The sequence below is a fragment of the Salmonella sp. NW884 genome, from assembly GCF_051700745.1.
Taxonomy (GTDB): Bacteria; Pseudomonadota; Gammaproteobacteria; order Enterobacterales; family Enterobacteriaceae; genus Salmonella; species Salmonella enterica.
In genome coordinates, this window is sequence record NZ_JAMMDE010000002.1 from 225,791 (window position 1) to 246,708 (window position 20,918).

At 52.5% G+C, this 20,918-nt stretch carries 22 protein-coding genes and 1 pseudogene; 14 read left to right on the plus strand and 9 right to left on the minus strand.

Annotated elements, in window-relative coordinates; all coding sequences use genetic code 11:
- Positions 1 to 5 precede the first annotated feature (5 nt).
- From NA197_RS05570 to yqhD, 4 genes and pseudogenes are all read right to left on the minus strand, one after another.
- On the minus strand, positions 6 to 461 hold the full coding sequence (locus tag NA197_RS05570; protein ID WP_000128238.1) for an HIT family protein: 456 nt from the start codon (positions 459 to 461) through the stop codon (positions 6 to 8).
- Positions 462 to 505: 44 nt separating this feature from the next.
- A pseudogene (locus tag NA197_RS05575) lies at positions 506 to 1,991 on the minus strand (DASS family sodium-coupled anion symporter).
- A gap of 165 nt (positions 1,992 to 2,156) precedes the next feature.
- Entirely contained in the window at positions 2,157 to 2,984 is an 828-nt protein-coding gene (gene dkgA, locus NA197_RS05580; RefSeq protein ID WP_000013100.1) for a 2,5-didehydrogluconate reductase DkgA, read from the minus strand.
- A 105-nt stretch (positions 2,985 to 3,089) separates the two neighbouring features.
- Entirely contained in the window at positions 3,090 to 4,253 is a 1,164-nt protein-coding gene (gene yqhD / locus NA197_RS05585) for an alcohol dehydrogenase (protein WP_001058720.1), read from the minus strand.
- Positions 4,254 to 4,445: 192 nt separating this feature from the next.
- Here yqhD and NA197_RS05590 point away from each other — a divergent pair, with 192 nt between their 5' ends.
- A complete protein-coding gene (locus tag NA197_RS05590; protein ID WP_001078198.1) occupies positions 4,446 to 5,345 on the plus strand; it encodes an AraC family transcriptional regulator in 900 nt (299 codons plus the stop codon).
- 63 nt (positions 5,346 to 5,408) lie between these two features.
- Here the strand turns inward: NA197_RS05590 and yghB are convergent, their stop codons facing one another.
- Together yghB and metC are read right to left on the minus strand one after the other, a co-directional pair.
- Positions 5,409 to 6,068 carry a DedA family general envelope maintenance protein YghB gene (gene yghB, locus NA197_RS05595; protein ID WP_000268441.1) on the minus strand — a complete coding sequence of 220 codons (660 nt, stop codon included), beginning with the start codon at positions 6,066 to 6,068 and terminating at the stop codon, positions 5,409 to 5,411.
- Between the two features lie 139 nt (positions 6,069 to 6,207).
- Positions 6,208 to 7,395 (minus strand): cystathionine beta-lyase, encoded by a 1,188-nt coding sequence (gene metC, locus NA197_RS05600; protein WP_000130270.1) that lies wholly within the window; start codon positions 7,393 to 7,395, stop codon positions 6,208 to 6,210.
- A gap of 251 nt (positions 7,396 to 7,646) precedes the next feature.
- On the opposite strand from metC, the gene exbB reads away from it, so the two are divergent.
- Positions 7,647 to 8,381: a tol-pal system-associated acyl-CoA thioesterase gene (gene exbB / locus NA197_RS05605; RefSeq protein WP_000527859.1), complete on the plus strand. Its 735-nt coding sequence runs from the start codon at positions 7,647 to 7,649 to the stop codon at positions 8,379 to 8,381.
- A 6-nt stretch (positions 8,382 to 8,387) separates the two neighbouring features.
- Positions 8,388 to 8,813 carry a TonB system transport protein ExbD gene (gene exbD, locus NA197_RS05610; RefSeq protein WP_001251476.1) on the plus strand — a complete coding sequence of 142 codons (426 nt, stop codon included), beginning with the start codon at positions 8,388 to 8,390 and terminating at the stop codon, positions 8,811 to 8,813.
- Between the two features lie 113 nt (positions 8,814 to 8,926).
- Here the strand turns inward: exbD and NA197_RS05615 are convergent, their stop codons facing one another.
- From NA197_RS05615 to NA197_RS05625, 3 genes are all read right to left on the minus strand, one after another.
- Positions 8,927 to 9,811 carry an SDR family oxidoreductase gene (locus tag NA197_RS05615; RefSeq protein ID WP_000019032.1) on the minus strand — a complete coding sequence of 295 codons (885 nt, stop codon included), beginning with the start codon at positions 9,809 to 9,811 and terminating at the stop codon, positions 8,927 to 8,929.
- Positions 9,812 to 9,934: 123 nt separating this feature from the next.
- The gene (locus NA197_RS05620; protein ID WP_021294050.1) at positions 9,935 to 10,339 is read right to left on the minus strand and encodes a hypothetical protein; all 405 of its coding nucleotides are present in this window, start codon (positions 10,337 to 10,339) and stop codon (positions 9,935 to 9,937) included.
- Positions 10,326 to 10,736, minus strand: coding sequence for a hypothetical protein (locus tag NA197_RS05625; protein WP_000936446.1), 411 nt, complete (start codon positions 10,734 to 10,736; stop codon positions 10,326 to 10,328). The genes NA197_RS05620 and NA197_RS05625 overlap by 14 nt, the downstream gene beginning before the upstream one ends.
- 103 nt (positions 10,737 to 10,839) lie before the next feature.
- On the opposite strand from NA197_RS05625, the gene NA197_RS05630 reads away from it, so the two are divergent.
- The 11 genes from NA197_RS05630 (at position 10,840) to hypA (ending at position 20,913) form a co-directional block, all read left to right on the plus strand.
- Positions 10,840 to 11,343 carry an ESA_00282 family adhesion-associated protein gene (locus tag NA197_RS05630; RefSeq protein ID WP_001519110.1) on the plus strand — a complete coding sequence of 168 codons (504 nt, stop codon included), beginning with the start codon at positions 10,840 to 10,842 and terminating at the stop codon, positions 11,341 to 11,343.
- 279 nt (positions 11,344 to 11,622) lie between these two features.
- On the plus strand, positions 11,623 to 12,117 hold the full coding sequence (locus NA197_RS05635) for a TIGR00645 family protein (RefSeq protein ID WP_000439335.1): 495 nt from the start codon (positions 11,623 to 11,625) through the stop codon (positions 12,115 to 12,117).
- 306 nt (positions 12,118 to 12,423) lie between these two features.
- The gene (locus NA197_RS05640) at positions 12,424 to 14,067 is read left to right on the plus strand and encodes a methyl-accepting chemotaxis protein (RefSeq protein WP_064043155.1); all 1,644 of its coding nucleotides are present in this window, start codon (positions 12,424 to 12,426) and stop codon (positions 14,065 to 14,067) included.
- An 84-nt stretch (positions 14,068 to 14,151) separates the two neighbouring features.
- Positions 14,152 to 14,439, plus strand: coding sequence for a DUF2623 family protein (locus tag NA197_RS05645; RefSeq protein WP_001059119.1), 288 nt, complete (start codon positions 14,152 to 14,154; stop codon positions 14,437 to 14,439).
- Positions 14,440 to 14,628: 189 nt separating this feature from the next.
- A complete protein-coding gene (gene hybO, locus NA197_RS05650) occupies positions 14,629 to 15,747 on the plus strand; it encodes a hydrogenase 2 small subunit (RefSeq protein ID WP_000145429.1) in 1,119 nt (372 codons plus the stop codon).
- A gap of 2 nt (positions 15,748 to 15,749) precedes the next feature.
- Positions 15,750 to 16,736: a hydrogenase 2 operon protein HybA gene (gene hybA / locus NA197_RS05655; protein ID WP_001081721.1), complete on the plus strand. Its 987-nt coding sequence runs from the start codon at positions 15,750 to 15,752 to the stop codon at positions 16,734 to 16,736.
- Positions 16,726 to 17,904 carry a Ni/Fe-hydrogenase cytochrome b subunit gene (gene hybB, locus NA197_RS05660; RefSeq protein WP_000017678.1) on the plus strand — a complete coding sequence of 393 codons (1,179 nt, stop codon included), beginning with the start codon at positions 16,726 to 16,728 and terminating at the stop codon, positions 17,902 to 17,904. Before hybA ends, hybB begins: the two co-directional genes overlap by 11 nt.
- Positions 17,901 to 19,604 (plus strand): hydrogenase 2 large subunit, encoded by a 1,704-nt coding sequence (gene hybC / locus NA197_RS05665; protein ID WP_000083044.1) that lies wholly within the window; start codon positions 17,901 to 17,903, stop codon positions 19,602 to 19,604. The genes hybB and hybC overlap by 4 nt, the downstream gene beginning before the upstream one ends.
- A complete protein-coding gene (locus tag NA197_RS05670; RefSeq protein WP_001221962.1) occupies positions 19,604 to 20,098 on the plus strand; it encodes a HyaD/HybD family hydrogenase maturation endopeptidase in 495 nt (164 codons plus the stop codon). The genes hybC and NA197_RS05670 overlap by 1 nt, the downstream gene beginning before the upstream one ends.
- On the plus strand, positions 20,091 to 20,579 hold the full coding sequence (hybE, locus tag NA197_RS05675) for a hydrogenase-2 assembly chaperone (RefSeq protein ID WP_000004951.1): 489 nt from the start codon (positions 20,091 to 20,093) through the stop codon (positions 20,577 to 20,579). Before NA197_RS05670 ends, hybE begins: the two co-directional genes overlap by 8 nt.
- The gene (gene hypA, locus NA197_RS05680; protein WP_000544945.1) at positions 20,572 to 20,913 is read left to right on the plus strand and encodes a hydrogenase maturation nickel metallochaperone HypA; all 342 of its coding nucleotides are present in this window, start codon (positions 20,572 to 20,574) and stop codon (positions 20,911 to 20,913) included. Before hybE ends, hypA begins: the two co-directional genes overlap by 8 nt.
- The last annotated feature ends 5 nt before the right edge of the window (positions 20,914 to 20,918 follow it).

Consider the following 20,918-nt stretch of genomic DNA (forward strand, 5'->3'; position numbering starts at 1 on the left):
CGTATTTATGCCTCACGAATTCTGGCCGCCAGCGCGGCCAGTTTTTCATCATCAGCCCGTTCATGATCGTGTGACGACAGATATCCTTCATACTGTTCGAAAAATTTATTCTGCCGCGATTCAATCGGTTTCCAGTGGGCTAAATCGCCAGTACCGTGCATGGGGCTTAATTTACTGTGCACATGGTCTACGCCGAAACCTTCGAAGAACATTCCCGTACGACTGACATCCGGGAAAGCCTTATCCAGTTTCTTAGCCACTTTTTGGGTCGCCAGCATCAGGTCCGCTAACGCCTGCGGCGGTAGATCGAACGCGTAGCTGGGGTAATGTTTTTTCGGGATCACTACGGTAAACCCATCGGTATTCGGAAAAATCGACAAAAAAGCCAGGTGATGCTCATCTTCCCAAACTTTATGACAAGGTGCTTTACCTTCAACTATTTGACAGAAAATGCAGGTCATTCCATTTCTCCGTTAACCGAGGGGGTTATCGATGCGTTAAGCGTTTAATACAACCCTAACACTTTCCACCATGCGAGGCCGACTGTCAAAAAGACCGCCTGGTTAAAGAGGCTGATAATAAATCCCGTTCGCCACCAGACGCCCGTCGGTACATAGCCGGCGCCAAAAAGAATGGGGCCGCGTGCGTGGGTATACTGCGTAAGAGAGCAGTACAGGCTGCTGGTAAACGCCAGCATGAGCGCCATCGGCACCGCCGGTATATTCAGATGCAGGCCGACACCCAGAAACACCGCATACAGCGCGGCGATTTGCGCGTTGCCGCTGGCGAAAAAATAGTGGGTATAAAAATAGGCTGCGTTAAGCAGCAGCAGGATGATTATCCAACTGGTTCCATGCATCGTACTGCCGATGCTGTCGCCAATCAGGTTGCCAAACCAACTGGTGAATCCTAGTTTCTTCAACTGGTTAGCCATCATCAGCAGCGCGGCAAACCAAATCAACGTATCCCAGGCGCCTTTTTCGCTTTTAACGTCTTCCCAGGTGAGCACGCCGCTCAGTAATAAAATAGAGAGACCGACAAAAGAGGCCGTCGTGGCATCCACGCCGAGCGAGCTGCCAAAAATCCATAGCACCAGCAACACGCCGACGGTCGCCAGCATCAGCCACTCGCCGCGCGTCATACTGCCCATTTGCGCCAGCTCTTTGCGCGCCAAATCCGGCGCATCCGGCGTATGTTTAATTTCCGGACGCGTCAGCCAGTAGACCAGCAGCGGGACGATAAGAAAAGAGACCAGGCAAGGCAGGAGCGCGGCGATAAACCAGCTTCCCCAGCTCAACGTAACGCCGGCGTTCGCCGCCAGTTTTACCGCCAGCAGGTTACCCGTATAACCGGTCATAAACAGTGCGGCAGTGACGTCGTTAACATTGCCAATACAGGTGATCAGAAAGGTGCCGATTTTGCTGCGAGACTCATCTTCCGGATGTGAATCAAAGCTGCGCGCCAGCGAGTCGGCGATCGGGTAAATCACGCCGCCGCAGCGCGCGGTGTTACTGGGCATCGCGGGGGAGAGGATCAGATCGGCAAACGCCAGACCATAAGCCAGACCCAGCGTTCGTTTACCTAACAGACGGATCATTTGTAGGGCGATACGCCGACCCAGCCCGGTTTTGATAAACCCACGGGCAATCATAAAGGCGACGACGATAAGCCAGATCAGCGAACTGTTCAGCTCGCTCAAGGCCGTGGTAATCGCGCCGCTGGCCGTTTTGTCGCCGGCAGCATAGGCGAGCGCAAAGACGGTGATGCCAATAATACCGACCGCGCCAATAGGCAGCACTTTCGCCACGATAGAGGCGATCGTCGCGACAAAAATAATCGCGGAATGCCAGGCCGGCGCGCTTAACCCGGAAGGGGGCGTTAGCTGCCACAGTCCGGCGGCGATAACCAGAATAAGAATTAATGGGAGCCATTTGACGCCCTGAGATTTTTTTTCCGCCACAATCACACATCCATAAATATTTTATATACATTAAGTAAATTGATAATAATTATGAATAAATATTCATAAAATCAGAATAATTCTGCACTTGTGTGTGGGGGAAATATACTGTTAAATGCGCGTAATTGTTTCTTAATATTTCTAAATGAAAAAAAGCCCGACGACATCGTCGGGCATGGCGTGCGATAAATCCGGCTTAACCGCCGAACTGATCCGGATCGGGGCCGAGGCGTTTTCCTTGATCCAGTTTTGCGATCTCGCCTAATTCATCTTTATCGAGACGGAAATCCCAGACAGCAAAGTTTTCCGCGATACGGGAAGGGGTGACGGATTTCGGAATGACGACCAGCCCGCAGTCCAGATGCCAGCGAATAACAATCTGGGCGGGCGTTTTGCCGTATTTATCCGCCAGTTCGCGAATCACTTTCTGATCGAATACGCCTTCGCCACCCTGCGCCAGCGGGCTCCAGGACTCGGTCTGGATTTTATGCGTCGCATTCCACGCATGTAGCTGGCGCTGTTGCATCAAGGGGTGAAGCTCGATCTGGTTGATCACAGGGGTAACGCCGGTTTCATCGATCAGACGCTGGAGGTGATGGATCTGAAAGTTACAGACCCCGATACTCTTTACCAGCCCCTCTTTTTGCAGCGCGATCATGCCCTTCCAGGCGTCGACATAGTGATCGATAGCCGGTACGGGCCAGTGCATCAGATAGAGATCGAGATAATCAAGTTGCAGTTTTTTCAGACTCTCCTGCAGGGCTTCGCGGGGACGTTTTTGATCGTCATTCCACAACTTAGTGGTGATAAACAGCTCTTCCCGCGCCACGCTCGCTGCTTTTAGCGCTTTGCCGACGCCTTCTTCATTCTGATATGCTGTGGCGGTATCAATCGATCGATAGCCCACCTCCAGCGCTTTATGAATCGCCGCGATCACCTCTTCATTGCTTGCTTTCCAGACTCCCAGCCCAAGTTGTGGCATTACGTTGCCATCCTGTAGCCTGATAATGGTTGGATTAGCCATGATGTGTTCCTCTTTTAATTGGCTCGCCGGAGTCGGGTCCGGCGAGACTAAGTGACTTAAGTCTGGACGAAATGGCCAAAAACGAAAGTCAGAGGCGAAAAAACCTTAGCGCGCCGCTTCATAAATCCGACGGCTGACATCCAGCGTAATATCCTGATTTTCACCTAAATTTGTGCATCCATGCGCCTCAAGTTTAGCCAGTAGCGCCGGAATAGTGCTGCCATCCAGACCGTAATCGGACAAGTGGGTAGGCACGCCCATCTGTTCGAAGAAACGGCGGGTGGCGGCAATGGCGGCATCAATACGCTCGTCGTCGGAACCGTCGGTGATATTCCATACACGTTCAGCGTATTGCAGGAGTTTTGCGCGTTTAACGTCTCGTTTTTCGTTCCATAGCGCAGGCAGAATGATAGCCAGCGTCTGGGCATGATCGAGACCGTGCATCGCCGTAAGCTCATGGCCCAGCATATGCGTCGCCCAGTCCTGCGGAACACCAGCGCCAATCAGGCCATTCAATGCCTGAGTAGCGGCCCACATCACGTTAGCGCGGACGTCATAGTTTTCAGGCTCTTGCAGCGCTTTGGGACCTTCTTCGATCAGTGTGAGTAAAATACCTTCGGCGAAACGATCCTGAATTTTGCCGTTAACCGGGTAAGTGACGTACTGCTCAACGGTATGGACGAAAGCATCCACGACGCCGTTCGCAACCTGGCGCGGCGGCAATGTATAGGTGTAGACCGGGTCCAGTACGGCAAACACCGGTTGCACGAACGAGGAGTGGAAGGCCTGTTTGTCGCCAGTGGTTTTACGGGAAATGACTGCGCCGGCGTTCGATTCTGAGCCGGTTGCCGGTAGGGTCAGCACAGACCCCATCGGGATTGCGCTACGAATCTCAGTACCGCCGGTTTCCAGAATGTGCCACGGATCGACGCCGTCCGTATACTGCGCCGCTGCGGCGATAAATTTGGTGCCGTCCAGTACGGAACCGCCGCCAACGGCCAGCAGGAAGGTAATATTTTCGTCGCGCACAAGCTGCACGGCCTTCATCAGCGTTTCATAGGACGGGTTCGGTTCAATACCGCCAAACTCCCGAACATCCAGTCCTTTTAACGCTTCCTGAACTTGCGCCAGTACGCCGGTCTTTTTCACGCTACCGCCGCCATAGGTAATCAGCACGCGGGCGTCCTGCGGGATCTGATCGCGAAGATCGACGATAGCGCCTTTACCAAACAGAATGCGGGTAGGGGTATGTAATTTGAAATTGTTCATTGCTCATTCCCTTATGTGGGTAAAAAGAGGGCAGGCGGCTGTCTGCCTGATGGTCATCATTGTGGTCTTGTGAGGGATGTCTCTCAATGCACATTTCTGCCAATGTTTTGCCTATTTCTCCAGAATGCTGGAGAAAATCGCTAAAAATGCGCACAATCCAGCGGAGTGGATTTGATGAAAAAATGGCGCGTTATGAATCGTGAAGCAATTTGCTTACAGTTGGCGGATAAAATTAATCATTTAAAAAATAATGATAAAATAATCAGCGAGCGGCTGGCGGGCATTCGTCTGTTGTATGGTGTTGAACCGGGGCCGCGCACGCCGGTCATGTATCAGCCTGGCATCATATTTCTCTTTTCCGGCCATAAAATTGGCTATATTAACAAGCGCAAGTTTCGTTATGACGCTAATGAATATCTCTTACTGACCGTGCCGCTCCCTTTTGAATGCGAGACCTGGGCGACGCCGGAGGTACCGTTGGCCGGTATTCGGCTCGACATTGATGTGCTGCAACTGCAAGAGTTGCTCATGGACATTGGCGAAGATGAGCGTTTCCAGTTGCCGATGGCGGCCAGCGGGATTAACTCCGCCACGTTGTCGGACGAGATTTTATGCGCGGTGGAAAGATTGCTGGATGTGATGGAACGCCCGCTGGATGCGCGGATTCTGGGAAAACAGATTATTCGCGAAATTCTTTATCATGTGCTGATGGGGCCGCGCGGCGGGGCGCTGCTTGCGCTGGTTAGTCGCCAGACGCACTTTAGCCTGATCAGTCGCGTACTTAAACAGATCGAAATGAAATACACCGAGAACCTGAATGTTGAGCAACTGGCGGCAGAAGCGAACATGAGCGTGTCGGCGTTTCACCATAATTTTAAGGCGGTCACCAGCACCTCGCCGTTGCAGTATTTAAAAAGCTACCGACTGCATAAAGCGCGGATGATGATGATTCACGACGGTATGAAGGCCAGCGCCGCGGCGATGCGGGTCGGCTATGAGAGCGCATCGCAGTTTAGCCGGGAGTTTAAACGTTATTTTGGCGTTACGCCGGGCGAAGATGCGGCAAGAATGCGGACAATGCAAGGGAGCTAAGTGGGGCATCCCGCCACGGGTCAACGAAGCGTAACCGGGCCATCCTGGCCGATTATGGATACGTCAGGCGTTACAGTATTTCTTTTTAATCACCACGACCAGAGTACCTAACAGCCCGGCGACCAGTAGCGCGACGGGAAGGATCATTAAAAATGTCATTACCTGGTCTTCATGGCGCTTAACAAACGGGATCATACTGAGCGCGTAGCCGAAGCTGGTCACGACAGTCACCCACAGCAGGCCGCTTAACCAGTTAAAAAACTGAAACCGGCGGTTGGACAGGCCGGAAATACCCGCCATTGTTGGCAGCAGAGTGCGGACAAACGCCAGAAAGCGCCCGGCAAGCAACGCTAACAAACCGTGACGGTCAAACATACAGGTGGCGCGCTGATGATATTTTGCCGGAAGCTGCGCCAGCCAGCCTTTGACGGTACGCGTATTACCGAGCCAGCGTCCCTGGATATAACTTAGCCAGCAGCCGAGACTGGCCGCGGCGGTGAGAATGCCAATCGTCGGCAAAAAATGCATCACATCCTGGGCGATCAACGCGCCTGCCAGTAGCAGCAGACTATCGCCAGGTAAGAATGATGCTGGCAGCAGACCGTTTTCTAAAAATAGCGTGGCGAACATGACAAAGTAGACGACGCTAACAACGTGTGGATTCGCCAGCGCGGCAAAATCATGTTGCCAGAGCGCAGCGATAATATCTTGAATGACAGCCATGAACTTTCCTGTGGAACAGCATTTATGCTTTTATTCGCCTATTGTACTCCTGAATCGTCCGGGATGCCTTGATCCCGGACGCAACAAACGCAGACTTTTCCACGGAAATTGTCTGCATATATGTCCATCCCCGGCAACTTTACACAATTCTGGCGAAGCCGGCGGCTAAATCAGCGATCAAATCATCAACACTCTCTAAACCAATATGCACCCGAACCAGCGTACCGGTAAAATCTACGCCGCCTGCGGGACGAATCGCGGCGATCTGTTCCGGCTGATTAGCAATAATCAGCGATTCGTAGCCTCCCCAGGAGTAGGCCATACTGAACAGCGAAAAGTTATCCAGATAGGCTGATAATTCTGCCTCGGTCAGCTTTTTATTGAGCACAAAGGAGAACAGACCGCTGCTGCCTGTAAAGTCTCGTTTCCAGAACGCATGACCTTTGCTACCCGGCAGGGCAGGATGATTAACGCGCGCGACCTGAGGATGGTTCGCCAGCCACGCGGCGATTTTGAGGCTGCTTTCTTGATGCTGGCGCAGTCGGACGCCGAGCGTGCGCAGACCGCGGCTGGTCATATAAGCCGTGTCGGCGTCGAGCATTTGCCCCATCAGATAGGCGTTTTCCCGCAATTGTTCCCAGCAGCGCGCATTTGCAACGGCAGTACCGACCATCGCATCAGAATGACCAATCAGATACTTAGTGCCCGCCTGGATAGAGATATCAATATCGAATTCCAGAGCTTTGAACAGAACGCCAGCCGCCCAGGTATTATCAATCATGATGACGGCTTCTGGCGCGACGCGTCTGACCGCACTAACAATGGTCGGAATATCATGTACTTCCATGGTAATAGAACCGGGGGATTCCAGAAATACGACTTTCGTGTTCGGCTGAATATGTTGCGTGATATCAGCGCCGATGAGCGGGTCGAACCAGCTTGTCGTCACGCCCAGTTTGCCGAGAATTTTGCTGCAGAAATCCTGGCTGGGTTCATAGGCTGTGTTGGTCATCAGGATGTGGTCGCCCTGCTCAACGAATGCCAGAATGGTGTTGGCAACCGCCGCCGCGCCGCACGGGAAGAGCGCGCATCCGGCGCCGCCTTCCAGTTCACACATGGCTTCCTGGAGCGAAAAGTGGGTCAGCGTTCCCCGGCGTCCGTAAAATAATTCGCCGTTGGCGCGATTGCGGGTAGCGTGTTTTTTGGCCTCGACGGTGTCAAACACCAGTGAAGAAGCGCGTTGAATCACACTATTCACTGAGCCAAGCGTGTATTTTTTGCTGCGTCCTGCGTTTACCAGTTTGGTATCCAACTGTTTATCCGTCATGTTGCGTTTCCTGATTTTAACCGTCTGGATGTCTAAACTAGCATGAATATAACCATCTGCACCCTGGCGACGTGTGATACAGATGAAAATTTTGCCAAAATAAAAACAGGTGGCTTTTTTAATGCGTAAGCGCAAAGAAAAAGCAGTAAAGGTGCGGCAGTATGTAAATAGTAATGAGAACGACTATCAATTCGACGTTGTTTTGATATTATTATGCTCAGATTTTGTGATTTGCGTCCTGGAGATACAGAGTGGGTAATAATTTGATGCAGACGGATCTTTCCGTCTGGGGCATGTATCAGCACGCCGATATTGTCGTGAAGTGCGTGATGATTGGTTTGATTCTGGCGTCAGTCGTCACCTGGGCTATCTTCTTCAGTAAAAGCGTTGAATTTTTCACGCAAAAGCGCCGCTTAAAGCGCGAACAACTGCAATTAGCCGATGCGCGCTCTTTAGATCAGGCTTCCGACATTGCGGCAGGTTTCAGCGCAAAAAGCCTCAGCGCACAGCTCATCAATGAAGCGCAGAATGAACTGGAACTCTCTCAGGGCAGCGAAGATAACGAAGGGATTAAAGAACGTACCGGCTTCCGTCTGGAACGTCGCGTCGCAGCGGTTGGCCGCTACATGGGACGAGGCAACGGTTATCTGGCGACGATCGGCGCCATTTCCCCCTTCGTCGGGTTGTTTGGCACCGTATGGGGCATTATGAATAGCTTCATCGGTATTGCGCAAACGCAGACCACCAACCTGGCGGTGGTCGCTCCTGGTATTGCGGAAGCGCTGCTGGCGACGGCGATTGGGCTGGTAGCCGCGATCCCGGCGGTCGTCATTTACAACATCTTCGCACGTCAGATAGGCAGTTACAAAGCGACGCTGGGCGACGTGGCGGCGCAGGTATTGCTGCTGCAAAGCCGCGATCTCGATCTGAATGCGAGCGCCAGTGCGCAGCCGGTACGCGCCGCGCAGAAATTACGGGTAGGGTAATGCGTCATGGCAATGCGTCTTAACGAGAACCTGGATGACAACGGCGAAATGCATGAAATCAACGTGACGCCGTTTATCGATGTCATGTTGGTTCTGCTGATTATCTTTATGGTGGCTGCGCCGCTGGCGACGGTGGACGTCAAGGTGAATCTGCCCGCTTCTACCAGTACGCCACAGCCGCGTCCGGAAAAACCGGTTTATCTGTCGGTGAAAGCGGATAACACCATGTTTATCGGTAACGATCCGGTGACGGATGATACGATGATTGCCGAGCTAACGGCCCTGACGGAAGGGAAAAAGGATACTACGATTTTCTTCCGTGCGGATAAAACCGTAGAGTATGAAACCCTGATGAAAGTGATGGATATGCTGCATCAGGCGGGCTATCTCAAGATTGGTTTGGTCGGCGAAGAGACCGCGAAAGCGAAATAAATATTCTGCTGATACTGTAGGCCGGGTAAGGCGAAGTCGCCACCCGGCTTTTTTTATTGCCTAAGATGGCGCCTTGCTTAACAGAATTGCGCCACCTTAATCGACTTCATGCGTTAGCCTAAATGTTCCCCGCCGCACACGCCGTGCACTTCTGCGGTAACGTAACTTGATTCCTGGCTTGCCAGATAGACATACACCGGCGCCAGCTCTGCCGGTTGACCGGCCCGCTTCATTGGCGTCTGCTGGCCAAACTGCGGAATTTTATCCTGTGTTTGGCCGCCGGAAATTTGCAGCGCTGTCCAGATAGGGCCAGGCGCGACAATATTCACGCGAATTCCTTTTTCCGCCACCTGTTTCGCCAGGCCGCGGCTGTAATTAAGGATTGCCGCCTTGGTTGCCGCATAATCCAGCAGGTGCGGACTGGGCTGATACGCCTGGATAGACGACGTTGTGATAATACTGGCGCCTTTTGGCAGCAGCGGAATCGCTTCCTGGGTTATCCAGAACAGGGCAAAAACGTTAACGGCGAAGGTTTGCTGAAATTGCTCGCTGGTCAGATCTTTTATCTCCGGGATTGCCGTCTGTTTACCGGCTACCAGCGCCAGAATGTCCAGCCCGCCCAGCGCTTCACGCGCCTTATGGACCAGCGAACGGGCGAAAGATTCGTCGCTAAGATCGCCTGGCAATAACACCGCTTTACGGCCGCACTCCTCAATCAGCGCTTTAACCTGCTGAGCGTCCTCTTCTTCCGCTGGCAGGTAGTTGATCGCGACATCTGCGCCTTCACGCGCGTAAGCGATAGCGGCAGCGCGCCCAATCCCGGAGTCGCCCCCTGTCACCAGCGCCTTACGATCTTTAAGGCGACCACTGCCGACATAACTTTTTTCACCACAGTCAGGAACAGGCGTCATTTTCGCCTGGACGCCGGGCGCCGGCTGTTTTTGCTTAGGATACTCGCCGGTGTAATACTGCGTGGTAGGGTCGTATAGATGAGACATTGAGCTTCTCCCTTCAGGTTGAACACCCTTTAAGCGTAGACACTTTTACTACCGTAAGAGGGAGAATCAGAACGATCCTTATGCTTCGCCCGTATTCACAACAGAGTTAACTAGCCATGAAGGTTATTTTTCTTGCCGTGCGACGGTGGTGACGTTGCGCGTCCGGTAGTCGCCATCGGAAAGCTTACGCATCAGACGTAAGGTTGCCGTCTCGCGAGCCAGCAGATGCTGCCAGTCACTTTCAAGACGAGACATAATTTTGTCTCGTAATTCAGGATGCTGCTCGATAATGGCATTGATGGTCGCGCCATAAATCTCCTCTTTGACCTGTAACGCATACATCTCCCGTCGGTTTTGCCACTTCAGGCGCACTAACGCCGCCGGTATGGATACCTCCTCCTGCGTTACCTTTTCCAGGGTGGCATTTTTACTGGCGATTAGTGCTGCAAGATTTTGCTTTAAGATAAATTCATCACTTTTATGGTTGTCTAAAGCCAAATAAACGTTATTGTCTTCAACTTCTTTCATCTTTATCTTCCAGTGAATAAAATAGCGGCATATTGGTTTCGCGAGTGATTAAATTAAGCCAAATGGCATTGCCTTTTTCATTTATCATTGCGGTTTTATCCGCCAGTATTTTACTTAGCGTTTGGGCATCAATATCGCCTTCTGCCTGTAGTGCGTTTATCAGGCGGGCAAACGTTTCAATTTTAGCCACACAATACAGACGTTCTTTAATATGACGGTCGCGTTCTTCAAATAATACGTTTCTGTGTTGCCCGGCAGCGTTAGCGCTAATTAAAATATCGGGCTCGTAATCGCTGAGTTTTGTCTTTCCCTTAGGCAAATTTTTACTGTTTTCTGTGGCTTCAGGGGGCGGCGATGACAGGCGAAAATGAGAGGAAACCAGATGCTCAGGAAGCATGACTAAATATCCTTTACGATCAGTGGTATACTATTTTTAATAGTGTAGGTTTCGTTGACAATAACATGGCGTAATTTTAAAATCAAAAAAAATGGAGCCTGCTATGAACAGTATTTTTTATTCTGTTATTATATTGCTATTACTGACCGGCGCGATACTCTTCCTGATGTGGGAGGTTAATAAAAAACGTCCTGGTGGAAAAATCGTAAATTTAAATCAAACTGAACCCATGACAAAGGAAGAGGGCGAAGATCATTTCTCAGTATTAATGAATTCGATAACGCCGGTATGGTACTGGCGCGTTAACCATGAATATATCGATTTCCTTCATGCAACGATAAAACGAATGACAATGACTGAGTTGAATGAAACGCCTGGATTATTTGACGCACAGCGTCGTTGCAGCGACCTTAACTCTGCCGTTTATAAGTATTACGACAATATTAAGAAGCGTTGTCTGAACGGAGAAAAGGTGCCGTATTCGGATTTGGACGTCCTTAATTTACGCCAGTGTTTTCGCGAGTTCAGTCTTGAAGCCTACCCGGCATTGGTCGCGCTGGTATGGCCGGAATATCAGCGCCCGCAGGTTAACCCGGATGAGATTTAGAGCCTATCCCATTAGGGCTATTTTACTTGCCATTTTGGACCTGGGCAGTGCTCGCCAAAACGCGTTAGCGTTTTGAACGCCGCTTGCGGCGGCCCGAAGGGCGAGCGTAGCGAGTCAAACCTCACGTACTACGTGTACGCTCCGGTTTTTGCGCGCTGTCCGTGTCCAAACTGGCTGCGCCAATAACGCCTGGTGGGATAGGCTCTTAACTGGCATGTTGATCTGATGTTGCATGGTTGAGATATACTGTTGCTGGTTTTAGTTACCTGACAGGTCCCTATGGAACGCTTTCTTGAAAATGTAATGTATGCGTCTCGCTGGCTGCTCGCGCCGGTGTATTTTGGCCTCTCTTTGGCGCTGATCGCTTTAGCGCTAAAATTTTTCCAGGAAATTCTACACGTTCTGCCGAACGTTTTTGCCCTGGCGGAGGCCGATCTGATCCTGGTGCTGTTATCGCTGGTTGATATGACGCTGGTTGGCGGATTGCTGGTAATGGTCATGTTCTCCGGGTATGAGAATTTTGTCTCTCAGCTGGATATCTCTGCGGGCAAGGAGAAGCTGAACTGGCTGGGGAAAATGGATGCGACGTCGCTAAAAAATAAGGTGGCGGCATCGATAGTCGCTATCTCTTCCATTCACCTGTTACGCGTGTTTATGGATGCGAAAAACGTCCCGGATAACAAATTAATGTGGTATGTCATCATCCATCTGACCTTTGTCCTGTCGGCGTTCGTTATGGGCTATCTGGACAGATTGACGCGGCATAACCATTGAGCCGCCGTCAACGGCGGGGCAGTCGGGCAAAGGACGCTGAGCCCGGCTGTAAAACAGCGCTTCTTTAACGGCGGATAACCGTCTCCCTGCAGCCTTACGCAATATTTTTACTACATCTATTCATTTACTCAGTAATAAGACTAAAAGATTTTCTCTGTGTTCACAGATATATAACATCTGCGGGTACGTAAACGGCGATAACTGTAAAAAAATGGAGAATGCATTATATATTCTCCGCGCCTTGCCGATAACGAGAGTGCGTCATCATCAGATGACTAATCTCTTATATTCAGCAAGGAAATTCATATGCGTTTGCTGCAAAACTTTACTATTCGTATGGTCATGCTGACGATACTGGGACTTTTTTGTCTACTCTGGTCGGGGGTGGGGTTATACAGCGTCCATGCTTTATCCGAAGTTTCGGAAGGAAATGATATTGACCGGCATCTTGTGCGGCAAATGACGGTGCTAAGCCAGGGTAACGATCAATATTTCCGCTTTGTTACCCGCCTTAGCCGCGCGATGGATGTAAAAATCGGCGGCGGCACGCCCGATTTTGCGCCCGCCCGGCAGTCGCTCGAGAATATGCGTCAGAAGCTGGAGGAGATGAAAGCGCTATCGCCAGGGCCGATGAACCCTGATATCTCAAGGGAGGTCTTGTCCAACTGGCAGGCCTTGCTGGAGAAAGGCGTCGTTCCTCAAATGCAACTGGCGCAGCAAGGATCGCTAACCGCCTGGAGCGAACATGCCAGTACGGTCACGCCCGCACTCAGTCGCGCGTTCGGCGCCAGCGCGGAACGGTTTAGTCATGAAGCTGGCGCCATGCTGGATAACACCCGCGTGATGGTCGATGGTAAAACCTATACCATCCGCATCCTGCTTATCACGGCGGTGATTCTGGGCATTGCTATCCTGATTTTTACCGATCGCTATCTGGTTGCAATGATGGTGAAACCGCTGGAGCGCATCCGTCAGCAATTTCAGCGCATCGCGCAAGGCGATCTTAGCCAGCCGATTGAAGCGTTGGGGCGTAACTGCGTAGGCCGGTTGGTGCCGCTACTACGCGCGATGCAGGACAGTTTACGCGAAGCCGTGAGTACGATCCGCGCCGGAAGCGACAATATCTGGCGCGGCGCGACGGAAATTTCTACCGGTAATAACGATCTCTCTTCCCGAACGGAAGAACAGGCCGCCGCGCTGGAAGAAACTGCCGCCAGCATGGAACAGCTTACCGCAACGGTGAAAATGAACGCCGAACACGCTCGCCAGGCGAGTCAGCTTGCGGATGCCGCCTCGCTAACGGCAGGAAAAGGCGGTGAACTGGTTTCCGATGTGGTAGAAACAATGGACGGTATTTCCGCCAGTTCGCAGCAGATCGCCGAAATTACTACCGTGATTAATAGTATTGCTTTCCAGACCAATATTCTGGCCTTGAACGCAGCGGTAGAAGCGGCCAGAGCGGGCGAGCAGGGACGTGGCTTCGCGGTGGTCGCCGGTGAGGTACGTAACCTGGCCAGCCGCAGCGCGGGGGCGGCGAAAGAAATTGAAGCTTTAATTGGCGAATCGGCACGTCGCGTAGCGCAGGGCGCGCAGTTGGTCCAGGAGACCGGCGCGACGATGGACGCCATCCTGCGCGGCGTCACGGAAGTGACGACGATTATGAAACAGATCGCGTCCGCCTCCGAAGAACAGAGTAAAGGTATTTCTCAGGTTGGCGTGGCGATCACGCAAATGGATAGCGTTACGCAACAAAACGCCGCGCTGGTTGAGCAGGTTTCCGCGGCGGCGGCGGCGCTGGAACGGCAGACGGAGGATTTGCAACGCTCCGTACAGCAGTTCCGGCTTTCCGCTAGTGAGCCGCAACAACGCGTAACGGCGAAAGCGGCGCCTGGCGTTCAGAGAATGGCGTCGGCTCCCGCACAGTCTACTGATGAATGGGTTGCCTTCTGATGTGAAGCAAAAAAGCGCGTAATGCGCTGGCCTTCATTTAACCAGTCGCTATATAATTTATTATATAGCGACTAAGGAGGTCAGATGAATAATCATTTTGGGAAAGGGTTAATGGCCGGGTTGCACGCGCCATATGCATATAGCGCGCATCATGCGGTGAATTTCTGTTCTGAGTATAAACGTGGCTTTGTATTGGGTTTTACACACCGTATGTTCGAAAAGACCGGCGATCGTCAACTTAGCGCGTGGGAGGCCGGAATTCTGACGCGTCGCTATGGTCTGGATAAAGAAATGGTGATGGATTTCTTTAAAGAGAATCATTCCGGGATGGCGGTTCGCTTCTTTATGGCCGGTTATCGACTCGAAGGTTGATCCAACAGGGGTATTATCTTGCTTTAATTAATTACACTATCGCCTCTTCCCTTCGTTTTACTGTTCCGTCGAAGTATTATGGCGCACATAACCATAAAAAAAGTGTGGTAAATGGCGTACCGATCGCAATAACTTCTTCGCGAACAGTGCAAAATAAAAGCCAGGTCTTCGTAACGGAATAACTATAAAATGACTGGAGATAATACTCTCATCACTTCTCACGGCATTAACCGTCGTGATTTCATGAAGCTTTGTGCAGCACTGGCCGCTACTATGGGGCTCAGTAGCAAAGCCGCCGCAGAAATGGCAGAATCGGTATCCAATCCACAGCGTCCGCCCGTTATCTGGATTGGCGCTCAGGAGTGTACCGGTTGTACCGAATCACTGCTTCGTGCTACACACCCAACCGTTGAAAACCTCGTTCTGGAGACCATCTCTCTGGAATACCACGAGGTACTTTCCGCCGCATTCGGTCACCAGGTCGAAGAAAACAAACATAACGCTCTGGAGAAGTATAAAGGGCAATATGTTCTGGTGGTGGATGGTTCTATCCCACTAAAAGATAACGGTATCTACTGCATGGTTGCCGGCGAGCCGATCGTGGATCACATCCGCAAAGCCGCTGACGGCGCAGCCGCGATTATCGCTATCGGTTCCTGCTCGGCATGGGGTGGCGTTGCTGCGGCTGGCGTAAACCCAACCGGCGCTGTCAGTCTGCAGGAAGTCTTACCGGGCAAAACGGTTATCAATATTCCAGGTTGTCCGCCAAACCCGCATAACTTCCTGGCGACCGTCGCGCATATCATCACTTACGGCACGCCGCCGAAGCTGGATGCGAAAAATCGTCCAACCTTTGCCTATGGCCGTCTGATTCATGAGCATTGCGAACGTCGTCCACACTTCGACGCAGGCCGTTTTGCCAAAGAATTTGGCGACGAAGGCCACCGTCAGGGCTGGTGTCTCTACCATCTTGGCTGTAAAGGGCCGGAAACCTGGGGCAACTGTTCTACGTTACAGTTCTGTGACGTTGGCGGCGTCTGGCCAGTGGCGATCGGTCATCCTTGCTATGGCTGTAACGAAGAAGGTATCGGCTTCCATAAGGGCATTCACCAGCTTGCTCATGTCGAAAACCAAACTCCGCGTTCAGAGAAACCTGACGTCAATATGAAAGAAGGCGGCAATATCTCTGCGGGCGCTGTCGGTCTGCTTGGCGGCGTAGTCGGTCTGGTTGCCGGCGTCAGCGTGATGGCGGTACGTGAACTGGGGCGTCAGCAAAAGAAAGATAACGCTGACTCACGGGGAGAATAACCGTGAACAGACGTGACTTTATTAAAGCAGCCTCCGGTGGAGCATTGCTGTTGGGCGCCGCGCCGTCTGTCAGCCATGCGGCTGCAGAAAACCGTCCGCCGATTCCAGGTTCGCTGGGTATGCTGTATGACTCCACTCTGTGCGTGGGCTGTCAGGCCTGCGTCACAAAGTGTCAGGATATCAACTTCCCGGCGCGTAACCCGGAAGGGGAGCAGACCTGGTCGAACAACGACAAGCTGTCGCCGTATACCAATAACATTATTCAGGTATGGCGTAGCGGTACGGGCGTGAACAAAGATCAGGAAGAGAACGGCTATGCCTACATCAAGAAACAGTGTATGCACTGCGTCGATCCTAACTGCGTTTCCGTTTGTCCGGTGTCGGCGCTGAAAAAAGATCCGAAAACCGGCATCGTCCACTATGACAAAGATGTCTGCACCGGCTGCCGTTACTGTATGGTCGCCTGCCCGTACAACGTACCTAAGTACGACTACAACAACCCGTTTGGCGCGCTTCACAAGTGTGAGTTGTGTAACCAGAAAGGCGTTGAGCGTCTGGATAAAGGCGGTTTGCCTGGGTGCGTGGAAGTTTGTCCGGCAGGGGCCGTCATTTTCGGTACTCGTGAAGAGCTGATGGCGGAAGCGAAAAAACGTCTGGCCCTCAAACCAGGCAGTGAATATCACTATCCGCGCCAGACGTTGAAAACGGACGACACCTATCTGCATACGGTGCCTAAATACTACCCACACCTCTACGGTGAAAAAGAGGGCGGTGGTACTCAGGTGCTGGTGCTGACAGGCGTTCCTTATGAAGATCTGGATCTGCCGAAGCTGGATGACCTTTCAACCGGAGCGCGCTCCGAGCATGTTCAACACACGCTTTATAAAGGCATGATACTACCCCTGGCTGCGCTGGCGGGCTTAACCGTGCTGGTTCGTCGTAATAGCAAAAACGACCATCACGATGGAGGAGACGATCATGAGTCATGATCCAAAACCGCTGGGCGGAAAAATCATCAGTAAACCGGTCATTATTTTTGGACCGTTAATCGTCCTGTGTATGCTCCTTATCGTGAAGCGTCTGGTCTTCGGGTTGGGCTCCGTTTCCGACCTGAACGGCGGTTTCCCGTGGGGCGTCTGGATTGCCTTTGACCTGTTGATCGGCACCGGCTTTGCCTGCGGCGGTTGGGCGTTGGCATGGGCGGTGTATGTCTTTAACCGTGGGCAATACCATCCGTTGGTGCGCCCGGCGTTGCTGGCAAGCTTGTTTGGTTACTCGCTGGGCGGCCTGTCGATCACTATCGACGTCGGTCGTTACTGGAACCTGCCGTACTTCTACATTCCAGGTCACTTCAACGTGAACTCGGTACTGTTTGAGACGGCGGTCTGTATGACCATCTACATCGGCGTGATGGCGCTGGAGTTTGCGCCTGCCCTGTTTGAACGTCTGGGCTGGAAAGTGTCGCTCAAGCGTCTGAATAAGGTGATGTTCTTTATTATCGCGCTGGGCGCGCTGTTGCCGACGATGCACCAGTCCTCAATGGGGTCATTGATGATCTCGGCGGGCTATAAAGTGCATCCGCTATGGCAAAGCTATGAAATGTTGCCGCTGTTCTCGGTTCTGACCGCGTTTATCATGGGCTTCTCCATTGTCATATTTGAGGGTTCGCTGGTTCAGGCAGGTCTGAAAGGAAACGGTCCGGATGAGAAAAATTTGTTTGTTAAGCTGACGAATACCATCAGCGTGCTGCTGGCGATTTTCGTCGTCCTGCGCTTTGGCGAACTGATTTATCGCGACAAGCTGTCCTATGCGTTTGCCGGCGATTTTTACTCCGCTATGTTCTGGATTGAAGTCGTCCTGATGGTCTTCCCGTTAGTGGTGCTGCGTGTGGCGAAACTGCGTAATGACTCTCGTATGCTGTACCTGTCGGCGCTGAGCGCGCTGTTGGGCTGCGCGACGTGGCGTCTGACCTATTCGCTGGTGGCATTCAACCCGGGTGGCGGCTACCACTACTTCCCAACCTGGGAAGAATTGTTGATTTCTATTGGTTTTGTGGCCATTGAGATTTGTGCATACATCGTACTCATTCGTCTACTGCCGATACTTCCTCCTTTAAAACAAAACGATCATAATCGTCATGAGGCGAGCAAAGCATGAGCCAGAGAATTACTATTGATCCGGTAACCCGTATTGAGGGTCATTTACGCATTGACTGCGAAATTGAGAACGGCGTCGTATCCAAAGCATGGGCGTCCGGCACCATGTGGCGCGGTATGGAAGAGATCGTGAAGAACCGCGATCCGCGCGATGCGTGGATGATTGTGCAGCGTATTTGCGGCGTTTGTACGACAACTCACGCGATCTCCTCCGTTCGTGCGGCAGAAAGCGCGCTGAATATTGATGTTCCCGTCAACGCGCAGTATATCCGTAATATTATTCTGGCGGCGCATACCACCCATGACCACATTGTCCATTTCTACCAGCTCTCTGCGCTGGACTGGGTGGACATTACCTCTGCGCTGAAAGCCGATCCGGAAAAAGCTTCTGCGATGCTGGATGGCGTGTCGAGCTGGCACCTGAACAGCGCGCAAGAGTTCACGAAAGTTCAGAACAAGATCAAGGATCTTGTCGCCAGCGGTCAGTTAGGTATTTTCGCCAACGGCTACTGGGGGCACCCGGCAATGCAGTTACCGCCGGAGGTCAACCTGATTGCGGTCGCCCACTATCTGCAGGCGCTGGAATGTCAGCGTGACGCTAACCGCGTGGTGGCGTTGCTGGGCGGTAAATCGCCGCATATCCAGAACCTGGCGGTCGGTGGGGTGGCGAACCCGATCAATCTCGACAGCATCGGTACGTTGAACCTTGAACGCCTGATGTACATCAAATCGTTTATCGATAAGCTGAGCGATTTTGTCGAGCAGGTGTATAAAGTGGATACCGCAGTCATCGCGGCCTACTATCCGGAATGGCTGGAGCGTGGCAAAGGCGCGGTGAACTACCTGAGCGCGCCGGAATTCCCGACCGACGGTAAAAACGGCAGTTTCCTGTTCCCGGGCGGTTACATTACCAATGCCGATCTGTCGACATACCGTCCGATCACCTCTCACTCCGACGAATTCCTGATTAAAGGTATTCAGGAGAGCGCGAAGCACGCCTGGTACAAAGATGAAGCGCCGCAGGCGCCGTGGGAAGGCACTACGATCCCGGCTTACGACGGTTGGTCGGATGACGGTAAATACTCATGGGTCAAGTCGCCGACATTCTACGGCAAAACCGTCGAAGTCGGGCCGCTGGCGAACATGCTGTGTAAACTGGCTGCAGGTCGTGAATCCACCCAGACCAAGCTCAATGAAATCATTGCGCTTTATCAGAAGCTGACCGGCAAAACGTTGGAAATGGCGCAACTTCACTCTACGCTGGGTCGTATCATCGGGCGTACCGTTCACTGTTGTGAACTGCAAAACATATTGCAGGATCAATACAACGCGCTGATTGTAAATATCGGCAAAGGTGATTACACCACGTTTGTAAAGCCGAACATTCCGGCGACGGGCGAGTTCAAGGGCGTGGGCTTCCTGGAGGCGCCGCGCGGTATGCTGTCTCACTGGATGGTGATTAAAGACGGTATTATCAGTAACTATCAGGCAGTGGTGCCATCGACCTGGAACTCAGGTCCGCGTAACTTCAACGATGACGTGGGGCCGTACGAACAGTCGCTGGTCGGTACGCCGATCGCCGATCCGGCGAAGCCGCTGGAAGTGGTACGTACCATCCACTCCTTCGACCCTTGCATGGCGTGCGCGGTACACGTGGTGGACGCCGATGGCAATGAAGTGGTCTCGGTGAAGGTTTTGTAATGCGGATATTAGTCTTAGGGGTCGGCAATATTTTGCTGACCGATGAAGCCATCGGGGTGCGTATTGTTGAAGCGTTAGAGCAACGATACACCCTGCCGGATTTCGTTGAGATTCTGGATGGCGGTACGGCGGGAATGGAACTTCTTGGCGATATGGCGAGTCGGGATCATTTGATCATTGCCGACGCCATCGTGTCGAAAAAGAACGCGCCGGGAACCATTATGGTACTGCGCGACGATGAAGTTCCAGCGCTGTTCACCAACAAAATCTCCCCCCATCAGCTTGGACTGGCCGACGTATTGTCGGCCCTCCGCTTTACCGGCGAGTTTCCGAAGAAGTTGACCCTGGTCGGCGTTATTCCACAGTCGCTGGAACCGCACATCGGCTTAACGCCAACCGTCGAGGCGATGATTGAACCTGCGCTTGAGCAGGTTCTTGCTGCGCTGCGTGAATCCGGCGTCGAAGCAATTCCTAAGGAGACGGCGCATGTCTGAAACGTTTTCCGGATTCGACACGGCGCCCGTCGCCCGGGTTCAGGCGGCGTTTGAAGAGATAGCCCATCGTTCGATGCACGATCTTTCGTTTCTGCATCCGACTATGCCTGTGCATGTCTCTGATTTTACGTTGTTTGAAGGACAATGGACGGGCACGGTAATTACGCCGTGGATGTTAAGCGCATTAATCTTCCCTGGCCCGGACCAGATCTGGCCCGGGCGTACCGTCGGTGAAAAACTCGGTCTGCAACTGCCTTATGGCACGATGACCTTTACCGTTGGCGAACTGGAAGGCGTTTCGCAATATCTTGCCTGCTCGTTGATGTCGCCGCTTTCCCGTAGCCTGTCGCCGGAAGAGGGCGTCCGGCTGGCGGATGACTGCGCGCGGATGCTGTTATCCCTGCCGGTAAGCAATCCTGATGCGCCGCAGACAAGTCGACGTGCGTTGCTGTTTGGCCGTCGGAGCTGTGAGAATGCATGAGCTGTCTCTTTGCCAAAGCGCCGTTGAAATTATTCAGCAGCAGGCAGAACAGCACGGCGTGGCGCGCGTCACCGGCGTATGGCTGGAGATAGGCGCGCTTTCGTGCGTTGAAGAGCGCGCGGTTCGTTTCAGCTTTGACATCGCCTGCCAGGGGACTTTAGCGCAAGGGTGCGAATTGCACATTGACTACAGACCGGCCCAGGCCTGGTGCTGGGATTGCAGTCAGGTGGTGGAAATTCTCAGGCATGACGCGCAATGTCCGCATTGTCATGGCGATCGCCTGCGGGTGGATACCGGCGATTCGTTGAAAGTAAAAAGTATTGAGGTCGAATAACCCGC

Coding starts and splice junctions, on each gene's coding strand:
- NA197_RS05570 (WP_000128238.1), bottom strand. CDS start 461: ATGACCTGCATTTTCTGTCAAATAGTTGAAGGTAAAGCACCTTGTCAT.
- dkgA (WP_000013100.1), bottom strand. CDS start 2,984: ATGGCTAATCCAACCATTATCAGGCTACAGGATGGCAACGTAATGCCA.
- yqhD (WP_001058720.1), bottom strand. CDS start 4,253: ATGAACAATTTCAAATTACATACCCCTACCCGCATTCTGTTTGGTAAA.
- NA197_RS05590 (WP_001078198.1), top strand. CDS start 4,446: ATGAATCGTGAAGCAATTTGCTTACAGTTGGCGGATAAAATTAATCAT.
- yghB (WP_000268441.1), bottom strand. CDS start 6,068: ATGGCTGTCATTCAAGATATTATCGCTGCGCTCTGGCAACATGATTTT.
- metC (WP_000130270.1), bottom strand. CDS start 7,395: ATGACGGATAAACAGTTGGATACCAAACTGGTAAACGCAGGACGCAGC.
- exbD (WP_001251476.1), top strand. CDS start 8,388: ATGGCAATGCGTCTTAACGAGAACCTGGATGACAACGGCGAAATGCAT.
- NA197_RS05615 (WP_000019032.1), bottom strand. CDS start 9,811: ATGTCTCATCTATACGACCCTACCACGCAGTATTACACCGGCGAGTAT.
- NA197_RS05620 (WP_021294050.1), bottom strand. CDS start 10,339: ATGAAAGAAGTTGAAGACAATAACGTTTATTTGGCTTTAGACAACCAT.
- NA197_RS05625 (WP_000936446.1), bottom strand. CDS start 10,736: ATGCTTCCTGAGCATCTGGTTTCCTCTCATTTTCGCCTGTCATCGCCG.
- NA197_RS05630 (WP_001519110.1), top strand. CDS start 10,840: ATGAACAGTATTTTTTATTCTGTTATTATATTGCTATTACTGACCGGC.
- NA197_RS05635 (WP_000439335.1), top strand. CDS start 11,623: ATGGAACGCTTTCTTGAAAATGTAATGTATGCGTCTCGCTGGCTGCTC.
- NA197_RS05640 (WP_064043155.1), top strand. CDS start 12,424: ATGCGTTTGCTGCAAAACTTTACTATTCGTATGGTCATGCTGACGATA.
- NA197_RS05645 (WP_001059119.1), top strand. CDS start 14,152: ATGAATAATCATTTTGGGAAAGGGTTAATGGCCGGGTTGCACGCGCCA.
- hybO (WP_000145429.1), top strand. CDS start 14,629: ATGACTGGAGATAATACTCTCATCACTTCTCACGGCATTAACCGTCGT.
- hybB (WP_000017678.1), top strand. CDS start 16,726: ATGAGTCATGATCCAAAACCGCTGGGCGGAAAAATCATCAGTAAACCG.
- hybC (WP_000083044.1), top strand. CDS start 17,901: ATGAGCCAGAGAATTACTATTGATCCGGTAACCCGTATTGAGGGTCAT.
- NA197_RS05670 (WP_001221962.1), top strand. CDS start 19,604: ATGCGGATATTAGTCTTAGGGGTCGGCAATATTTTGCTGACCGATGAA.
- hybE (WP_000004951.1), top strand. CDS start 20,091: ATGTCTGAAACGTTTTCCGGATTCGACACGGCGCCCGTCGCCCGGGTT.
- hypA (WP_000544945.1), top strand. CDS start 20,572: ATGCATGAGCTGTCTCTTTGCCAAAGCGCCGTTGAAATTATTCAGCAG.